The following is a 16,986-nucleotide window of genomic DNA, read 5'->3' as shown; positions in this document are numbered from 1 at the left end:
TCTTTCTGTTTTCCACTATTTTAAATTGTTTAGTAAAAGAATATCTACCAAATCTCCTGATTTTATATCAAGACTATCTTGATTTTGAATTAAAAGTGCTGGATTACCCAACATATTTGTTAAGATAGCGCTTGTTCCAGATTTTTTACCTACAAAATCTATAATATATTCACCATTTTTATACTCAACATTACAAGCTGTAAAAATTGTTTTATCTTGAGTTCTTTTTAAATCTTGATTTATTCTAGCTTTTACTATTGGTAAAGATTGATTTGCTTTTCTAAACTTAAAAATCAAAGGTAACACATATAAAATAGCCGTAATAGTTGAAGAGTATGCAAATCCTGGAAGTGCTACGATAATCTTTTCATCTTTTAAAGCTACAAGTATGTGAAGTCCTGGTTTTATCAAAACACCATGAAATAAAATCTTTGCTTTTAATCTATCTTTTATTACATCTTGAACAAAATCATAATCTCCAACACTAACTCCACCAGTTGTTACAACAATATCAGCTTTTTGAAGAGAACTTTCAAAAAAATTTGTAATAGTATCTATATCATCAATAATTGGTCCCATTTGTAAAACTTCGGCGCCGTTACTTTTAAAAAGTGCTTCTAGTGTAAGATGATTTGAGCTTCTTATTTGAGAATCATTTGTTTGAGTAGCTCCCAAATCTAGAATTTCACTTCCAGTACTAGCAACTGCAATAGTTGGATTTAAAAAAACATCAACTTGAGGAATATTTAAAGAAGCCATAACTCCAACTTCACTAAAACCAATAATTGTACCTTTTTTGATTAAAACTTCATCTTTTTTATAATTTTCTCCAATATTTCGAACGGCAAAACCAAGAGGAACTGGTTTTATAATTTTTATCTTATTTTCATCTACTTGCACATTTTCAATAGGAACTAAAGTATCACTTCCTTTTGGCATTAGTGAACCTGTAAAAGTTTTTATACAACTACCATTTTCAACACTCTTTTCTACTACAAATCCAGCTGGATTTTTATCAATAATTTCTATAAAATCACTACTTATATCTTCAAATTTTATAGCATATCCATCCATACCTGAAGTTGGAAACTCAGGGCTATTGTGATCAGCTACTATATCTTTAGCTAAAACTCTTCCTATTGCATTTGTAATAAAAAGTTTTTGAGTTGGAATTTTATCACAATCAATACTGTTTAAAATCTCTAAAGATTTCTTATATGAAATAAAATCTCTCATAATTTTATTTACCTAATCTATTATATTTTAATATAATCAACTGTTCAAAAAGCATATCTCCAAAACCTTTTGGTAAGTTTTCATTTTGCTCTTCTACGGTTAAAATAATTTTTTTTATCTCTTCTTCTTTCATATATATAACGATAGGTAAAATAGTCTCTTTGATTTTGTCTATAAATATTTGCTCTTCTTCAATTGTCATTTTATATCTTTTTGATTAAATTTTAAAGAGTTGATTATATAATATTTTATTAAAATAGTTTATTAAAACTTTTTAGATATAATCCAAAAAAAATATTTTAGGATTTTTAAAATTGATAGAAATAAGTAAAAAAATAACTACAAATGTTGGTAGAACAAATGCCCAGTTTGGCTTGATTAAAGAAAATGATAGAATTATGATTGGATTTAGTGGAGGCAAAGACTCTTTGACTTTATTGCACACACTAAATAGAATGAAAAAAAAAGCACCTTTTAAATTTGATTTTAAAGCAGTAACAATTACTTATGGAATGGGAGAACAAATAGAATTCTTAAGTAATCATTGTAAAGAACATGGAATAGAACATGAAATAATAGATACTCAAATATTTGACCTTGCAGGTGAAAAAATAAGAAAAAATTCATCTTTTTGTTCATTTTTTTCAAGAATGAGAAGAGGATATTTATATACAACAGCACTTGAACAAGGTTACAATAAAGTAGCACTGGGACATCACTTAGACGATGCGATGGAGTCATATTTTATGAATTTATTTTATAATGGAACTATGAGAACTATGCCTCCAATATATAAAGCAAACAATGGTTTAGAAGTTATTCGTCCCTTAATTTTTTGTAGAGAGAGACAGCTTCGTGCTTTTGCAGATTCAAATGAGATTAGAGTTATTGGTGATGAAGCTTGTCCAGGGCTTAGATTCGATGTAAAAATGCCTCATGCAAGGGCAACTACAAAAGAGCTTTTGGCAAAATTAGAAGAGCAAAATCCAAAGATTTTTGTATCTATGAAAGCGGCATTTAGTAATATACAACTACCTACTTTTTTCTATAATAATTTAAAAGATATAAAACTAAATATTGAAGATAAAAACTTATGAGAATATTGGTTTCATCGTGCCTTTTAGGAGAAGATACAAGATATGATGGTGCAAACTCTAGTATTGCACTAAATCCTAAATTTAGATTTTCACAAAAAGAACTTTTTATGGATATTATGTGTGAAAATGAAATTTTTTCAATATGTCCAGAAGTTGCTGGTGGCTTAGGAATTCCAAGAAATAAAGCAGAGATAAAAAGTCATAATAAACCTTTTATAGTTGTTGATGAAAAAGAAAATGATGTAACTATAAATTTTTTAATTGGTGCTAAAAAAGCTCTTGATATCTGCTTGGAAAATAATATAAAAGTAGCACTATTTAAATCACAATCTCCATCATGTGGTAATATTGAAGTTTATGATGGAACATTTAGTGAAAAACTAATACCCGAAAAAGGCTTGACTTCAAGACTTTTAGAAGAAAATGGTGTAAAAGTTTTTAATGAAAACCAACTAGAAGATTTAAAAAATTTTATAAAACAAAATAATTAAAAGCATAAGTTTTACAACTTATGCTTTTAAATCAAGTAGTCTTTCCATAGCAACAGCTTGAATTTCAATGCTTTTTGCATTTGCGCTATATGCTATAATTTCTGGAATTTGTTCAACCATAGCAGAAGTTATATCCCTTGAAGCATCTTGAAACTCTGGATCAGCTGTTGTATTTGCAACTTGTGCAATATTAGAAGCCTGTTCTTGAATTTGTAAACTAGCTCCTAGCATAGCATTTAGATTATTATCTATTCTCATAATTAGCTCCTTCTTGTATAGATTGTAGTAACATTTTATTTAAATTTGCAGCTTGGGCGATAGAACTATCTGCTCTACTTAAACCATCTGGAGAAGATGAAGCTTTTTGTAATTCATCTAATTTTTGTATCGCCTCATCTTTATCTTTTGGAATAGATGTATCAAATCTTACACTTCCTCCAGTAGCATATAGCTTTCCATCTGGTCCCATTTGATAGTCATATCTAATAGGAGTTGTTGTAGTCCCTAAACTTGCATGTAGTTGCTCATGGTTCCTAGTTTCCATATCACTAGATTTAAATCTATTTAAAACTCTTTCATAATCTTTTTCATCATATTTAGAAATAGGATTTATACTATCACTTTTTTCAAAAGTTGATTTCTCCAACTCTTTTTTGTCAATATTAGCCAATTCACTTTTTTTTAAAGCTAATTGAGAATATATTGTGGAAGCACTTAAATAATCGTTTTGTATTTCCATTTCTTTACCTATATATAATTTAATGCTATTGTAACATAAAATATTAAAGAAGATTATATAAGAGAATTTTTTATATAAACTATATATTGAGCTAATATATAGTAAAATTACGTACATTTAATTTTAAAAGAGGAAAAATGAATTTTTTATTCAATAAACATAGTCACTTCAATCTTGCAAATATTGTAACTTTTTTTAATATATCTTGCGGAATTTTTGCAATATATTTTTTGACTCATAATGAGTTTATGGGAGCTGCTCTTTTTGCTTGGTTAGCTGGTGCTTTTGATATTTTTGATGGTAAAATAGCAAGAAAATACAATCTTTCGACAGAGTTTGGAATTCAACTTGATTCTTATGCAGATTTTCTATCTTTTGTAATTGTTCCTGCTATGTTTATATATTTTGCTATTTTTGATGGAAAAGAGTCATTTTATAATATGGCTTTAATAGCATTTGTTTTTATTTACTATGTTATTTCTGGTCTTAGAAGACTTATTCAATTTAATATAAATGCAAATGAAGGTGAAGTTGAGAAATATTTTACTGGTATTCCAACACCTTTAGGGGCTATTCTTCTTTGGGTTATATATTTAATTTATCTAACAGGTTATATAAATGAGTATTTTGTATTAGGCTCTATATTAATTATTGGATATTTATTAAATTCAAAAATAAAGATAAAGCATCTATGAAAAATGAAGTAATAACGATTGATTTAGGTTCAAATTCTTTTAGAGTATTAAAATATGATTATTTAAATTTTAAAATAGTTGATGAATATCATCAAGTAACTGGCTTAGCTGATGGTTTAATAAATAGTGGATTAATAAGTTTTGAAGCTTTAAATAGAGTAATTGAAGCATTAGAAATTGCAAAAAAGAAGCTAAATTTTGATTTAAAAGATGCAGTTTGTGTAACAACAGCTGCTATGAGAAAAGCAAAAAATTCACAAGAAGCTTTAGATTTTATTGAAAAAAATAGTGGTGCAAAATTTAAGATAATAGATGCAAATGAGGAAGCAAGACTTACTTTACTTGCTATAAAATATGCCTTAAAAAGAGAAAAAATAGATACACCAAACTTTATATTACTTGATATTGGCGGTGGTTCAACAGAACTTATAGTTAACTTTGAAGATAATTTTTATATAAAAAGTTTTGATTTTGGAATAGTTACAATGACACAGAAATCTTTAAATGATGGAAAACTTTTTGAAGATTTAGAAAATCAGAAAATAGAAATAAAAAAGTTTTTATCTACACTTGATTTCTCAATTAAAGATTTTCCATTTATTGCAACAGCTGGAACTCCAACGACTATTGCTGCAATAAAATTAGGATTTAGTTATTTTAATTATGATAAAAATATAGTAAATGGAACTATTTTGGATATTGAAGATTTAGAATATAGTTTAAAACTTTTAAAGCAAAAAACAATCGAAGAGTTAATTGATATGGTAGGAAAAGGTAGAATTGAATATTTGGAAATTGGAACATATATTTATAGATTGTTTTTTGATGCTTTAGAAAAAAATAAGTCTATTGTATTTGATGATGGATTAAGAGAAGGTGTTGCTATAAATTATGCTTTAAATTTAAAGTGAAGCTCCATTAAGAAAGGAGTCTTACACTTTGTTCTTGAATTACATTAGCCTGAGAAGCAGCTAAATATCCAGCATTTATATTTATATTTGCTTTTGAAAAGTTACTTGATTCTCTTCCAAAATCAATAGTTTGATTGTAGTTTTGTTCTATAATTTTATTTTTGGCATCAGCTTGTAACTGTTTTGAGAAATCTACAAATTGACCAGATAACTCTTGAAGTTGTTTTGAAGTATTTGCAACTTTATTTAGAGCACTTTCAATATTTTGAGGGTTATTTAAGTCATTGTTATTTACAACATCAAAAATATCGTTTGTAAAATTTGCAACATTTGGTTTATCAATTGAAAATAGATTATTACTAGAGCTTATTTGGATACTCTCTTTTTGATCATTATATCTACTTGCAATAAGGTTTTCTTCTTTATACTTTGTATCAAAAGCCTGTTGGTTGAAGTTTCTTAACTCTTGATTTATCTCTTGTTTTAAATCATTTTTATTTTCAAAATTTTGACTATTTTCAAGTTTATTTTGGATATTTTTCATAAAATCTTGAAGCTTATCCATTGAAGCTTGTGAGATTTGAGATTTTGCAATACCATCATTTATTGACTGAATATCTTGGGAAAATTCACTTTTTAAAATAGAACTTCTACTTACAGTCAAGGCTTCAGATGAATTACTTTTGAAATCATCAATACTATATTTTAATTGAGTTTTGTTTAAAGCAACACCTGAATTGTTGTTTAAATTATTTAAATTTTGAATACTGCTTGTACTATTTATTGAACCTATATCCATATATAATCTCCTTAAAAAGATTTTGTAAATTATTATATCAGAAAAATAATAAAATATTTTAGGCTCAATCAAAAAATATAGATAAATTAACTCTTTCATAGCTTTTAAAAACGATAATTTAATCAAAAATTGAGTAAAATCTAAACTTATTTTTAAATATTGGAGAATCGCATGAAAATGAGTGGCGCAAAAATGGTAATTGAATCATTACATCAAGAAGGGGTAGAAGTTGTATTTGGATACCCAGGTGGTGCCATTATGAACGTCTATGATGAAATCTACAAGCAAAATTATTTTGAACATATTTTAAACAGACATGAACAAGCTTGTGTTATAGCAGCCGAAGGCTATGCTAGAAGTACTGGAAAAACTGGAGTTGCAATAGTAACTTCAGGTCCGGGATTTACAAATGCAATAACTGGTATTGCAGATGCTTATATGGATTCAATTCCAGTAGTAATAATTTCAGGACAAGTTCCAACAACAATTATTGGAACTGATGGTTTCCAAGAAATAGATGCAGTTGGAATTTCAAGACCATGTACAAAACATAACTATTTGGTAAATAAAATAGAAGATTTACCAAGAATAATAAAAGAGGCATTTCATCTAGCAAGTACAGGTAGACCAGGACCTGTTCATGTTGATATTCCAAAAGACATAACAGCACAAATAGGAGAATTTATATATCCTAGTGAAGTAAGTATGCCAACATATAAACCTACATTGAACTATAATAAAAAGCAATTAAAAAGAGCTATGGAAGCTATTTCAAATGCTAAAAAACCTCTTTTGTATGTTGGTGGTGGTGCTATTTTATCAAATTGTGGGTATGAAATTAGAGATTTAGCAAAAAAACTAAATATTCCAGCTGTTGAAACTTTGATGGCAAGAGGAGTTATGGGAGATGAAAATCCACTTTTCTTTGGAATGTTAGGAATGCATGGTGAATATGCTGCAAATATGGCAGCTCATGAGACTGATTTACTTATCTCTTTAGGTGCTAGATTTGATGATAGAGTTACGGGAAGACTTGACGAATTTGCGTCTAAGGCAAAAGTTATTCATATAGATATTGATCCTACAAGTATTGCAAAGCTTGTTGTTGCTGATTATCCAATTGTTGGTGATTTAAAACTTACAGTTGAAGCTATGATTGAAGATGCTGAAAATTATGATATAAATGATTTTTCAAATTGGGTTGAATTACTCAAGGACTATAGAGAAAAAGAGCCTTTAAGATATATTGATACAGATGATTTAATAAAACCTCAATGGCCAATTCAAAGAGTTGGAAAAATATTAGGAGATAATGCAATTATTTCAACAGATGTTGGGCAACATCAAATGTGGACTGCTCAATTTTTTCCATTTTCACATCCACGACAATGGATAACTAGTGGAGGTTTAGGAACTATGGGGTTTGGATTACCAGCTGCTTTAGGAGCTGCTAGAGCATTTAAAGGTACAAATAGAGTAGTTGTTAACTTTACAGGAGATGGATCTATTTTAATGAATATTCAAGAGCTTATGACTTGTAGTGAATATGAATTACCTGTAATAAATATTGTCTTAAATAACAACTATTTGGGAATGGTTAGACAATGGCAAACTATGTTTTATGAAAATAGATTAGCACAAACTGATTTAACTGCTCAACCAAAGTTTAAGATGTTAGCAGAAGCTTTTAACTGCTTAGGTTATACAGTTTCAACTAAAAAAGAGTTTGATGAAGCTTTTAAAGATGCTGTTGAGAAAAGAAAACCAGCAATGATTGAAGTAATTGTTGCAAGAAATGAAGAGGTATTACCAATGGTTCCAAACGGACATTCATTAAATGAGATGACTTTACTAAAAGGAGATAGATAATGAGTAATTTTAATAACTATTACAATAGTGAAACAATAAGACAAGTTATCTCTGTAGTTGTTTTAAATGAACACAATGTTTTATCAAGAATTGTTGGACTTTTTTCAGCACGTGGTTACAATATAGATTCTTTGACAGTTGCACCAATGGAAGATAGTCCATACTCAAGAATGACAATAGTAACAACTGGTGATAAAAGAGTGATAGATCAAATTGTAAAGCAGTTAAATAAATTAATTCCTGTTTTAAAAGTAAATGAACATAAAAATGTTATAGAAAAAGATACAGTTTTAATAAAGTTTTCAATAGATAATAACCTTGCAGATATAGATGTTATAGCAAGAGCATATCATGGAAGTATTCAAAATGTAACTCATGATTCAATCATAGTATCTGCAACAGATTCAAGTGATAGAATTATAAATTTTATAAAAGTTATGGAAAAATTTAACCCACTTGAAGTTGTAAGAAGTGGTATAGTTGCTATGGAGAGATAATTTATGAAATTACAAGTGATATTGGATTATTTAAATCTTCCTTGCGAGTGCAATATTGAGATTAGTGGTTTAAATGGTCTAAAAGATGCAAAAAATAGTGAGCTTAGTTTTTTAGAGAGCTCAAAATATGTAAGTATCTTAAAAGATACAAAAGCTGCAGCTGTTTTTGTAAATAAAGAGTTTGAACAAGAGGTTCCAGCTGGAACTATCGCAATAGTTTGTGATGAACCCTATATAAATTTAGCAAAAGCTAGTAAACTTTTTGCACCAAAACTTATTGAAAATGATGGAAATGAGCCAATAATTGGAGAAAATACAACAATTATGCCAAATGTACATTTAGGAAAAAATGTAGTTATTGGTAAAAATTGTACTATTATGTCTGGAAGTTTTATAGCAGATTGTGTAACTATTGGAAATAACACAATAATTTATCCAAATATTACAATTTATAGAGATTGTAATATTGGAGATGATTGTATTATTCACTCTGGAACAGTTATTGGAAGTGATGGTTTTGGTTTTGCTCACACAAAAGATGGAAAATATATCAAAATATATCAAAATGGAAATGTAATAATAGGAAATGATGTAGAAATTGGAGCAAATTGCACAATAGATAGAGCTGTTTTCTCATCTACTATTATTGAAGATGGTGTAAGAATTGATAATCTAGTTCACATAGCACATAACTGTAAAATTGGTAGAGGTTCTATTTTGGTTACTCAAGTTGGACTTAGCGGTTCTACAACTTTACAGCCATATGTGATTATGGGTGGACAAAGTGCTACTTCTGGACATCTAGAAATTGCTGCATTTTCTACTATTGCAGCTCGAGGTGGAGTTACAAAATCTATAAAAGAGCCTAAAAAAACTTGGGCTGGTTTTCCTTTGATTGAGCATAGAGATTGGCTCAAGCTTCAGGGAAAAATATCAAAATTACTAAAATAAAAGGATTTATTATAGCTAAGAAAGTCGTTTCATTAATTATTTTATTTATTATTTTATATTTTCAATTTACAACTTTAATTAGTACAAAGGATGTTGTAGGAAATGTTGGAGCTAGTTTTGCTAACTTCTCATTTAAGTATTTTTCATATTTATCTTATATTTATTTGCTTTTACTAATCTACCCTTTGTATCTTATAAATTTTAAAAAAGGACTTGATTATAGAGATTTAATCCTAAATATATCGGTAGTATTTCTATTTTTATTTATATCTTTGATTTTTCAAACTCTTTTGCTTGAAAATCCTTATGAAAGAGGAGAAATAGGTAATATTTTAGTAGATGCATTTACACCTTTTATTGGACAAGCGGGACTTTATATTTTTGTTTTGATAGGTTTTAGTATCTGTATTTTAATTCTTTTTGAAACTTTAAATATAACAATCGATGATTTAAAAAAGCTAAAAGGTAGAATAAAATTAAAACAAAACAGCCTAAAAAAAATAAATGAGCAAAAAGTAAATAATTACAAAATTGAACAAAGAGTTGAACAAAAAACATATCAAGAAAAACCAAAATCTGTTCCAAAACCAAAAGAAGAAAAAGTAATTTTTGAAAATCAAAAAATTTCAGAAGAAGAACTAATCTACAAAGAAGAAGAAGAGGAAGATATTTTTAGTGAACTTACAAATAACAATCAAAGCAATAATAATTTAATTGTTGATGAACTTGAAGAAAATGCAAAACTTCTAAGTGAGTTAGAGTTTGGAAAGACTGAAAAACCAAAAGATTTTATGCTTCCACCTACAAACTTCTTTCAAGAAGCACCAAAAGAGAATAAAACAAAAGTAAACGAAGCATTTATAGATAAAAAAATAGCAGATTTACTTGATAAACTTGCTATGTTTAAAATTGATGGAGATGTTGTAAGAACTTACACAGGACCAGTTGTTACAACTTTTGAGTTTAAACCAGCTCCAAATGTAAAAGTTTCAAAAATCTTAAGCTTACAAGATGACTTAGCAATGGCTTTAAAAGCCCAAACAATAAGAATTCAAGCGCCAATTCCAGGGAAAGATGTAGTTGGAATTGAAGTTCCAAATGAAGATACACAAACAATTTATCTAAAAGAGATGCTAGATAGTGAGATTTTTCAAAATTCAAAGTCTCCATTAACTATGATTTTAGGAAAAGATATTGTTGGAAAACCTTTTGTAACAGATCTTAAAAAACTTCCACATTTACTAATTGCTGGAACAACTGGAAGTGGAAAATCAGTTGGAATTAACTCAATGATTCTATCTTTACTATATAAAAATTCACCAGATAATTTGAGATTAGTAATGATTGATCCAAAAATGCTTGAGTTTTCTATGTACAATGATATTCCACATCTTTTAACTCCTGTTATTACGAAAGCTGTTGATGCAATTAATGCACTAGCAAATATGGTTGGTGAGATGGAAAGACGTTATACATTAATGGCAAAAACAAAAACAAAAAATATTGAAAATTTTAACGAAAAAGCACAAAAAGAAGGGCTTCCTACAATGCCTTATATTGTTGTAGTAATTGATGAGTTAGCCGATTTAATGATGACAAGCGGTAAAGATGTTGAATACTCAATCGCAAGACTTGCTCAAATGGCAAGAGCTAGTGGGATTCACCTAATAGTAGCAACTCAAAGACCAAGCGTTGATGTCGTAACGGGACTTATTAAAGCAAATTTGCCAAGCAGATTATCTTATAAAGTAGGGCAAAAAATAGATTCTAAAATTATACTTGATTCTATGGGTGCTGAATCTTTATTAGGAAGAGGAGATATGTTATTTACTCCTCCAGGAATGCCTGGACTTGTACGAATTCATGCTCCTTGGAGTACTGAAACTGAAATCGAAAAAGTTGTAGAGTTTTTAAAAGATCAAAGAGAAGTTGAATATGATATGAATTTTATAAAAGATAAAAATCTAGGTTCAAGTTCTAGTGGTTCAAAAGGTGCTAGAAATATTAGTGATGAAGATATAGTTTTGGATGATTTGTATGAAGATGCAAAAGATGTGATAATAACAGATAAAAAAACATCTATCTCATATCTTCAAAGAAGATTAAAAATAGGGTATAACAGAGCTGCAACGATTATAGAACAACTTGAGAAAACAGGTGTTCTAAGCGAAGTTGATGCTCGAGGAAATAGAGAAATTTTAGTTCAATAATTAAATAAAGGAGTTGATATGTGTTTTGAAAATAAAGTAGTATTTATTACAGGTGCAAATGGTGGTTTAGCTAAATCTTTTATTGAAGCTTTATTAAAAGAGAATGTAAAAAAAATATATTGTACAGCAAGAGATTTAGAAAAATTAGAAGAATTAAAAAAATTATCATTAAAAATAGAGACTTTTTCTTTAGATATTACAAAAAAAGATGACTTAGAAGAAATAGCTTCTAAAATAGAAAATATTGATTATTTAATAAATAATGCTGGTGTAAATAGCTTAAAAAAAGTTTTCGATGATACTAAAATTGATTTTGAAGTAAATCTTTTTGGAACACTAAACAGTTGTCAAATATTATCAAAAAAGTTAAATGAAAATGGCTCTATTGTGAATATTACTTCAATTTTAGCTTTAATAAATCTTCCTATCATGGGACTTTATTGTGCTTCAAAAAGTGCCTTGCACTCTTTAACACAAGCTTTTAGAGCAGAGTTACAAAAAGAAAATATAAAAGTGTATGAAGTTTTACCAGGACCAATCGATACAAATATGACAAAAGGGCAAGATATGCCAAAAAGTTCAACTTCTTATATAGTTTCAAATATTATAAATGGAATAAAAAATAATGAATTTGAAATTTATCCTGATGATTTTTCTAAAATGATAAAAAGAAGACTAAAAGATGACAAAGAAAATTTGGAAAAAGAGTTTTTAGACTCTTAATAAATACTTAAATAAGGTTAATTTTTAATTTTATTTAATCAAATCTTTTAAAATTATCATCTTCACTTCCATCTTTTTTTCTATTTTTAAATTTCCACATTGTAATAAAATATTTTAAGCTTACAAAAGTAAGAATAAAAGCAATTAAAAAAAATATAAAGTATGAAATAAACAATAATACTTCCACAAATAGACCTTTTCTAAGTTTTAATTAAATTTTATCAGAAATTCTCATACAATAAAAGGAAATTATGCTAGAATAAAGATATTTTATTTCAAGGAGTAATTATGAATACAAGTATAGTAGGAAGACATATAAAACTTACGGATGCAATAAAAGATTATATAAATAGTTCAATAGATACATTTAAAAAATATAACTTGGATATTATTTCAGTTACTTCTACGATTGTTGGAGATGAAAAAGCAAAAGGTTTTACTTTTGAATTCTCTTTAAATATTGCAAATATAGATACAGTTGTTATCAAGCAAAAAGATAAAGATTTATATACTGCAATTGATATAGCAACAGATAGAGTATCAAAAGTTTTAAGAAGACACAATGACAAAATAACTGCTCACAAAGCTACAAAATTTAGTGAAGCTGTTGAAGTAGAAGATGGTATAGCAAAAGAGCTTGAAAAATTTGAAGATGAGATTATACCTCAAAGATTAACTTCTTATAAGCCAATAGATATTGAAGAAGCTTTAGAAGAGTTGAAAAATTCAACTGCTTTGTTTAAAGTTTTTTATGACAAAGATGACAATATGAGAGTTCTTTACAAGGCAAATGCTGCTGGAAAATTTGGACTTTATTAATATAGAAAAAAGTATGCAAAAAGGTATTAGCTTTTGCTAGTACCTTTTTTAATTTATAAAAATAGGATTAGATAAAATTTATGGAAAAAAACTTAAAAAAAATTGCACTAATTGGGCAACCAAATGTTGGAAAATCATCACTTTTTAATAGAATAGCAAATAAAAGAATAGCTATTGTATCAGATGTTTCTGGAACAACAAGAGATGTAAGAAGACATGAGATAGAGATTATTGATAGAAGTGCATTGATTCTTGATACAGGTGGTATAGATGATACAAATGATGAAATTTTTTCAAATGTAAAAAAGAAGGCTGTAAAAACTGCAAAAGAGGCTGATATAATACTTTTTATTGTAGATGGAAAAAATATCCCAGATGATAAAGATAAAGAACTATTTTATGAGCTTCAAAGATTAGGTAAAGAGCTTGCTTTGATTGTAAATAAAATTGACAATGATAAAGAGCTAGAAAGGCTTTGGGAATTTTTTGAATTTGGAATAGGAGAAGAGAATCTATTTGGAATATCAGTTTCTCATAATCGTGGCACAAAAACACTTTATGAGTGGATTTATAAACATCTTCCTGAGAATCCTGAAACAGTTGCAAGAATGGAAGAAGAAAGAAGAAGAAAAGAGCTAGAAGATGAGTTCTTTGAACAAGATTTTGATAATAACGAAGATTTTTCGGCTGAGGGATTAGAAAAAATAGAAGAAGAATTTATTGTTGATGATACTTCAATAAATGTTGCTATTATCGGAAGAGTTAATGTTGGAAAATCATCTATCTTAAACTCTCTTGTTGGAATGGAAAGATCAGTTGTTTCAAGTATTGCAGGAACAACGATAGATCCTGTTGATGAGACTTTCTCTTACAAAGATAAAGAGATAACTTTTGTTGATACAGCAGGACTTAGAAGAAGAGGAAGTATTGAAGGCATAGAAAAATTTGCCTTAATGCGAACAAAAGAGATGTTAGAAAAAGCAAATGTTGCTTTAGTTATTCTTGATGCTTCAAGAGAACTTACAGATTTAGATGAAAAAATTGCTGGATTAGTTGATGAATATGGTCTTGGAACAATTATTGTTTTAAATAAATGGGATGAAAATATGGATACATTTCAAAAAATGGAAGAAGAAGTAAGAAGAAGATTTAGATTTTTATCTTATGCTCCAATCATAGCAGTTTCAGCAAAAACAGGAAGAAGTATAGATAGATTAAAAGATAAAATTATAGAGATTTTTGAAAACTATACACAAAGAATTCCAACTTCACAATTAAACAAAGTAATAGAAGAAGCAGTAATTAGACACTCTCTTCCAAGTCCAAATGGAGCATATTTAAGAATTTATTACTCTACACAATTTAGCTCAAGACCACCAAGAATTGCTTTAGTTATGAATAAACCACAACTTTTACACTACTCATATAAAAGATATTTAATTAACTTTTTAAGAGAAAAGTTTAATTTTGAAGGAACACCTATTCATGTTATTGCTCGTGGAAAAAATGATAAAATGGGTGATGAAGAGTATTTAGAAAGATAGGAAATTTTTTGACAATTAAAACTGTAAAAAATGATATTCTAGCTGGAATTACTGTTGCTATAGTCGCGCTTCCTTTAGCTTTAGCTTTTGGAGTTGTAAGTGGAGCAGGAGCTATTGCAGGACTTTATGGAGCTATTATATTAGGTTTTATTGCTTCTCTTTTTGGTGGAGTTTCTGTTCAAGTTTCAGGACCAACTGGTCCAATGACTGTAGTAACAGCAGCTGCAATTGCTACTTTTCCAAATGATTTTTCAACTGTTATGGCAATTGTATTTTTTACTGGAATTATTCAAATATCTTTTGGAATTGTTGATTTAGGAAAATGGATAAAATTTATTCCATATCCAATTATTTCTGGCTTTATGTGTGGAATAGGTGTTATTATAATAATTTTACAGATAAATCCACTTTTTGGAGCCAATACAAATAGTTCAATTGTTTATATAGTTACTCATCTTTTTGAAACATTTGAAAATATAAATTATGAAGCACTTTTTGTTGGTCTTATTACAATTTTAATAATGTTTTTAACTCCAAAAAGTATTACAAAAATAGTTCCAGCAGCTTTAATAGCTCTATTTTTTGTAACTATTTTATCTACGATATTAAACTTAAATATTGCAACAATAAGTGAAATCCCATCTAAATTACCAGATTTTATTTTCCCATCTTTTAATATTTTAGAATTAAGTAGTGTTCTTACTTTTGCTATTACATTAGCACTTTTAGGTTCTGTTGATACTCAATTAACATCTGTTTTGGTTGATTCAAAACTAAAAACAAATCATAATTCAAAAAGAGAATTAATTGCTCAAGGTATTGGAAATACTATGTGCTCATTTTTTGGTGCAATTCCAGGAGCAGGTGCAACTATGAGAACAGTTGTTAATATGAAAAATGGAGCAACAACTAGAATTTCTGGAGTTACTCATGCTATTGTATTACTTATAATAGCTCTATTTTTAGCTCCAGTTGCTTCAAAAATTCCTTTGGCACTTCTTGCTGGGATTCTTATAAAAGTTGGGTTTGATATTTTAGATTATAGATTTTTACAAATCATACAAAAAGTATCAAAAGATGATTTAATTATTATGATAACTGTATTTTTATTAACAGTTTTTGTAGATTTAATCATAGCAGTTGCTGCTGGAGTTTTCATCTCATCATTTATCGCTGTTTATCAAATATCAAAAAATATCAAAATTAAACACTATAAAGTTTTTATAGATGAGAAAAATATAGATATTATAAAAGTAAAAGGAGCTTTATTTTTTGCGACAGCAATACTTCTTGAGAGAGTTCTAAACAAAGCTAAAAGCGAAAAAATGGTCATTGATTGCACAGAAGTTAGTTATTTAGATATGTCTGCTATATTCAAACTTGAAGATATTATAGAAAAATATCAAGAAAAAAATATTGAGATTATTTTGGTTATAAAGTATACTCATAAAAGAAGATTGTTGAAAATAGGTAAAATTTTTAATAACATAAAGATATACAGAATACTAGAACATGCAAAAATACATATAAAAGAAGAGTTAAAAAATGAGCAAAATATATCTACTAAATGAGCAAAAATTTGATGGAGTAGAGAATCTTGAAGTTTTTGAGATAGAGTATTTAAAATTTGATTTAGATTTAAAAAAATATGATGCCTTAGTTTTTACATCAAAAAATGCTATTTTTTCACTAGAAGAAAATGGTATAAATTGGAAAAGTATTCCATCTTATGTAATAGCTCCAAAAACAGCAGATATTGCAAAAAAATTTGGTGCAAATATAGCTTTTATTGGGTTTAGTGGTCATGGAAATGATTTTGCAAATGAATTAATACCATATTTAAAAAATAAAAAAACTCTATATGTAAGAGCATTAAAAACTGTATCAAATCTTACAAATATTTTAAAAGAAAACTGTATAAATATAGATGAAATAATAGCATACAAAACATCTTGTAATAAAAAAGAAAGAAAAGCTTTAGATAAAAACTCTACAATTATTTTCACTTCACCATCTAGTGTTGAGTGTTTTTTTCAAAAATATAGCTGGGAAGATAGCTTTAAAGCAATAGCAATAGGTAAAACAACAGCTTTATATCTTCCAAAAAATATAAAGTGTGAAATAAGTTCTATCACTAGTGTTGAGGAGTGTGTTAAACTAGCTCTTAAAGATTAGTTTAATCACAATTTTAAATTTTTTTAGATAAAATAATCAATTCTAAGTAGTACGGGATTTCCATTACTTGCGGGTCCGATAATATTTTATTTTATACAAATTTGTAGTTTATACTGTGTGCAGCATCTCCTTTGGTTTTTGCTCCTAAAGTATTTCTCTTGTATATATACTTGGCTTTTAGGGCCACCTTTATGGTTATCGGCTACTTGGATTTTAAAAATTAAAGGGAA

Annotated in this window: 19 protein-coding genes; 13 read left to right on the top strand and 6 right to left on the bottom strand. The window is 27.9% G+C overall.

Features of this window, described 5'->3' with window-relative positions:
• Positions 1–15 precede the first annotated feature (15 nt).
• Together ACRYA_RS04955 and ACRYA_RS04950 are read right to left on the bottom strand one after the other, a co-directional pair.
• Positions 16–1,236 carry a molybdopterin molybdotransferase MoeA gene (locus ACRYA_RS04955; protein ID WP_105917458.1) on the bottom strand — a complete coding sequence of 407 codons (1,221 nt, stop codon included), beginning with the start codon at positions 1,234–1,236 and terminating at the stop codon, positions 16–18.
• Between the two features lie 4 nt (positions 1,237–1,240).
• The gene (locus ACRYA_RS04950; protein ID WP_105917457.1) at positions 1,241–1,438 is read right to left on the bottom strand and encodes a hypothetical protein; all 198 of its coding nucleotides are present in this window, start codon (positions 1,436–1,438) and stop codon (positions 1,241–1,243) included.
• A gap of 112 nt (positions 1,439–1,550) precedes the next feature.
• Here ACRYA_RS04950 and ACRYA_RS04945 point away from each other — a divergent pair, with 112 nt between their 5' ends.
• Both ACRYA_RS04945 and ACRYA_RS04940 read left to right on the top strand, forming a co-directional pair.
• Positions 1,551–2,333, top strand: a complete 783-nt coding sequence (locus tag ACRYA_RS04945; protein WP_105917456.1) for a tRNA 2-thiocytidine biosynthesis TtcA family protein — start codon at positions 1,551–1,553, stop codon at positions 2,331–2,333.
• A complete protein-coding gene (locus ACRYA_RS04940) occupies positions 2,330–2,824 on the top strand; it encodes a 2-thiouracil desulfurase family protein (protein ID WP_105917455.1) in 495 nt (164 codons plus the stop codon). Before ACRYA_RS04945 ends, ACRYA_RS04940 begins: the two co-directional genes overlap by 4 nt.
• 18 nt (positions 2,825–2,842) lie before the next feature.
• Here ACRYA_RS04940 and ACRYA_RS04935 read toward each other — a convergent pair whose 3' ends face one another.
• Together ACRYA_RS04935 and ACRYA_RS04930 are read right to left on the bottom strand one after the other, a co-directional pair.
• Complete coding sequence (locus tag ACRYA_RS04935; protein ID WP_105917454.1) at positions 2,843–3,082, bottom strand: hypothetical protein; 240 nt, start codon at positions 3,080–3,082, stop codon at positions 2,843–2,845.
• Positions 3,069–3,563, bottom strand: a complete 495-nt coding sequence (locus tag ACRYA_RS04930; protein WP_105917453.1) for a putative metalloprotease CJM1_0395 family protein — start codon at positions 3,561–3,563, stop codon at positions 3,069–3,071. The genes ACRYA_RS04935 and ACRYA_RS04930 overlap by 14 nt, the downstream gene beginning before the upstream one ends.
• Positions 3,564–3,700: 137 nt before the next feature.
• On the opposite strand from ACRYA_RS04930, the gene ACRYA_RS04925 reads away from it, so the two are divergent.
• Both ACRYA_RS04925 and ACRYA_RS04920 read left to right on the top strand, forming a co-directional pair.
• A complete protein-coding gene (locus ACRYA_RS04925) occupies positions 3,701–4,258 on the top strand; it encodes a CDP-alcohol phosphatidyltransferase family protein (RefSeq protein ID WP_105917452.1) in 558 nt (185 codons plus the stop codon).
• The gene (locus ACRYA_RS04920) at positions 4,255–5,169 is read left to right on the top strand and encodes a Ppx/GppA phosphatase family protein (protein ID WP_105917451.1); all 915 of its coding nucleotides are present in this window, start codon (positions 4,255–4,257) and stop codon (positions 5,167–5,169) included. The genes ACRYA_RS04925 and ACRYA_RS04920 overlap by 4 nt, the downstream gene beginning before the upstream one ends.
• Positions 5,170–5,176: 7 nt before the next feature.
• Here the strand turns inward: ACRYA_RS04920 and ACRYA_RS04915 are convergent, their stop codons facing one another.
• Positions 5,177–5,968, bottom strand: a complete 792-nt coding sequence (locus tag ACRYA_RS04915) for a hypothetical protein (RefSeq protein ID WP_105917450.1) — start codon at positions 5,966–5,968, stop codon at positions 5,177–5,179.
• Positions 5,969–6,139: 171 nt separating this feature from the next.
• Between ACRYA_RS04915 and ACRYA_RS04910 the strand changes: the two genes are divergently transcribed.
• The 5 genes from ACRYA_RS04910 to ACRYA_RS04890 are packed head-to-tail and all read left to right on the top strand — an operon-like array spanning position 6,140 to position 12,218.
• The gene (locus ACRYA_RS04910) at positions 6,140–7,837 is read left to right on the top strand and encodes an acetolactate synthase large subunit (protein ID WP_105917449.1); all 1,698 of its coding nucleotides are present in this window, start codon (positions 6,140–6,142) and stop codon (positions 7,835–7,837) included.
• A complete protein-coding gene (gene ilvN / locus ACRYA_RS04905) occupies positions 7,837–8,334 on the top strand; it encodes an acetolactate synthase small subunit (RefSeq protein ID WP_105917448.1) in 498 nt (165 codons plus the stop codon). Before ACRYA_RS04910 ends, ilvN begins: the two co-directional genes overlap by 1 nt.
• Positions 8,335–8,337: 3 nt before the next feature.
• A complete protein-coding gene (lpxD, locus tag ACRYA_RS04900; protein ID WP_105917447.1) occupies positions 8,338–9,285 on the top strand; it encodes a UDP-3-O-(3-hydroxymyristoyl)glucosamine N-acyltransferase in 948 nt (315 codons plus the stop codon).
• Positions 9,243–11,495, top strand: a complete 2,253-nt coding sequence (locus ACRYA_RS04895) for a DNA translocase FtsK (RefSeq protein WP_370684716.1) — start codon at positions 9,243–9,245, stop codon at positions 11,493–11,495. Before lpxD ends, ACRYA_RS04895 begins: the two co-directional genes overlap by 43 nt.
• Positions 11,496–11,513: 18 nt before the next feature.
• Complete coding sequence (locus ACRYA_RS04890) at positions 11,514–12,218, top strand: SDR family NAD(P)-dependent oxidoreductase (RefSeq protein ID WP_105917446.1); 705 nt, start codon at positions 11,514–11,516, stop codon at positions 12,216–12,218.
• Positions 12,219–12,252: 34 nt separating this feature from the next.
• Here the strand turns inward: ACRYA_RS04890 and ACRYA_RS10750 are convergent, their stop codons facing one another.
• Positions 12,253–12,405 carry a hypothetical protein gene (locus ACRYA_RS10750; RefSeq protein ID WP_165786083.1) on the bottom strand — a complete coding sequence of 51 codons (153 nt, stop codon included), beginning with the start codon at positions 12,403–12,405 and terminating at the stop codon, positions 12,253–12,255.
• 101 nt (positions 12,406–12,506) lie between these two features.
• Here ACRYA_RS10750 and hpf point away from each other — a divergent pair, with 101 nt between their 5' ends.
• The 4 genes from hpf to ACRYA_RS04870 all read left to right on the top strand — a co-directional run bounded on the left by hpf (position 12,507) and on the right by ACRYA_RS04870 (position 16,756).
• Positions 12,507–13,037 carry a ribosome hibernation-promoting factor, HPF/YfiA family gene (hpf, locus tag ACRYA_RS04885; RefSeq protein ID WP_105917445.1) on the top strand — a complete coding sequence of 177 codons (531 nt, stop codon included), beginning with the start codon at positions 12,507–12,509 and terminating at the stop codon, positions 13,035–13,037.
• 80 nt (positions 13,038–13,117) lie between these two features.
• Positions 13,118–14,581: a ribosome biogenesis GTPase Der gene (der, locus tag ACRYA_RS04880; protein WP_105917444.1), complete on the top strand. Its 1,464-nt coding sequence runs from the start codon at positions 13,118–13,120 to the stop codon at positions 14,579–14,581.
• 8 nt (positions 14,582–14,589) lie between these two features.
• Positions 14,590–16,152 carry a SulP family inorganic anion transporter gene (locus tag ACRYA_RS04875; RefSeq protein WP_228199789.1) on the top strand — a complete coding sequence of 521 codons (1,563 nt, stop codon included), beginning with the start codon at positions 14,590–14,592 and terminating at the stop codon, positions 16,150–16,152.
• Complete coding sequence (locus ACRYA_RS04870) at positions 16,127–16,756, top strand: uroporphyrinogen-III synthase (protein WP_105917443.1); 630 nt, start codon at positions 16,127–16,129, stop codon at positions 16,754–16,756. The genes ACRYA_RS04875 and ACRYA_RS04870 overlap by 26 nt, the downstream gene beginning before the upstream one ends.
• Positions 16,757–16,986: the final 230 nt, after the last annotated feature.

Source organism: Aliarcobacter cryaerophilus ATCC 43158 (assembly GCF_003660105.1).
GTDB classification, from domain to species: Bacteria; Campylobacterota; Campylobacteria; order Campylobacterales; family Arcobacteraceae; genus Aliarcobacter; species Aliarcobacter cryaerophilus.
The sequence above is the reverse complement of the archived record's forward strand: the minus strand, read 5'-3'. Positions and strand labels throughout refer to the sequence as shown.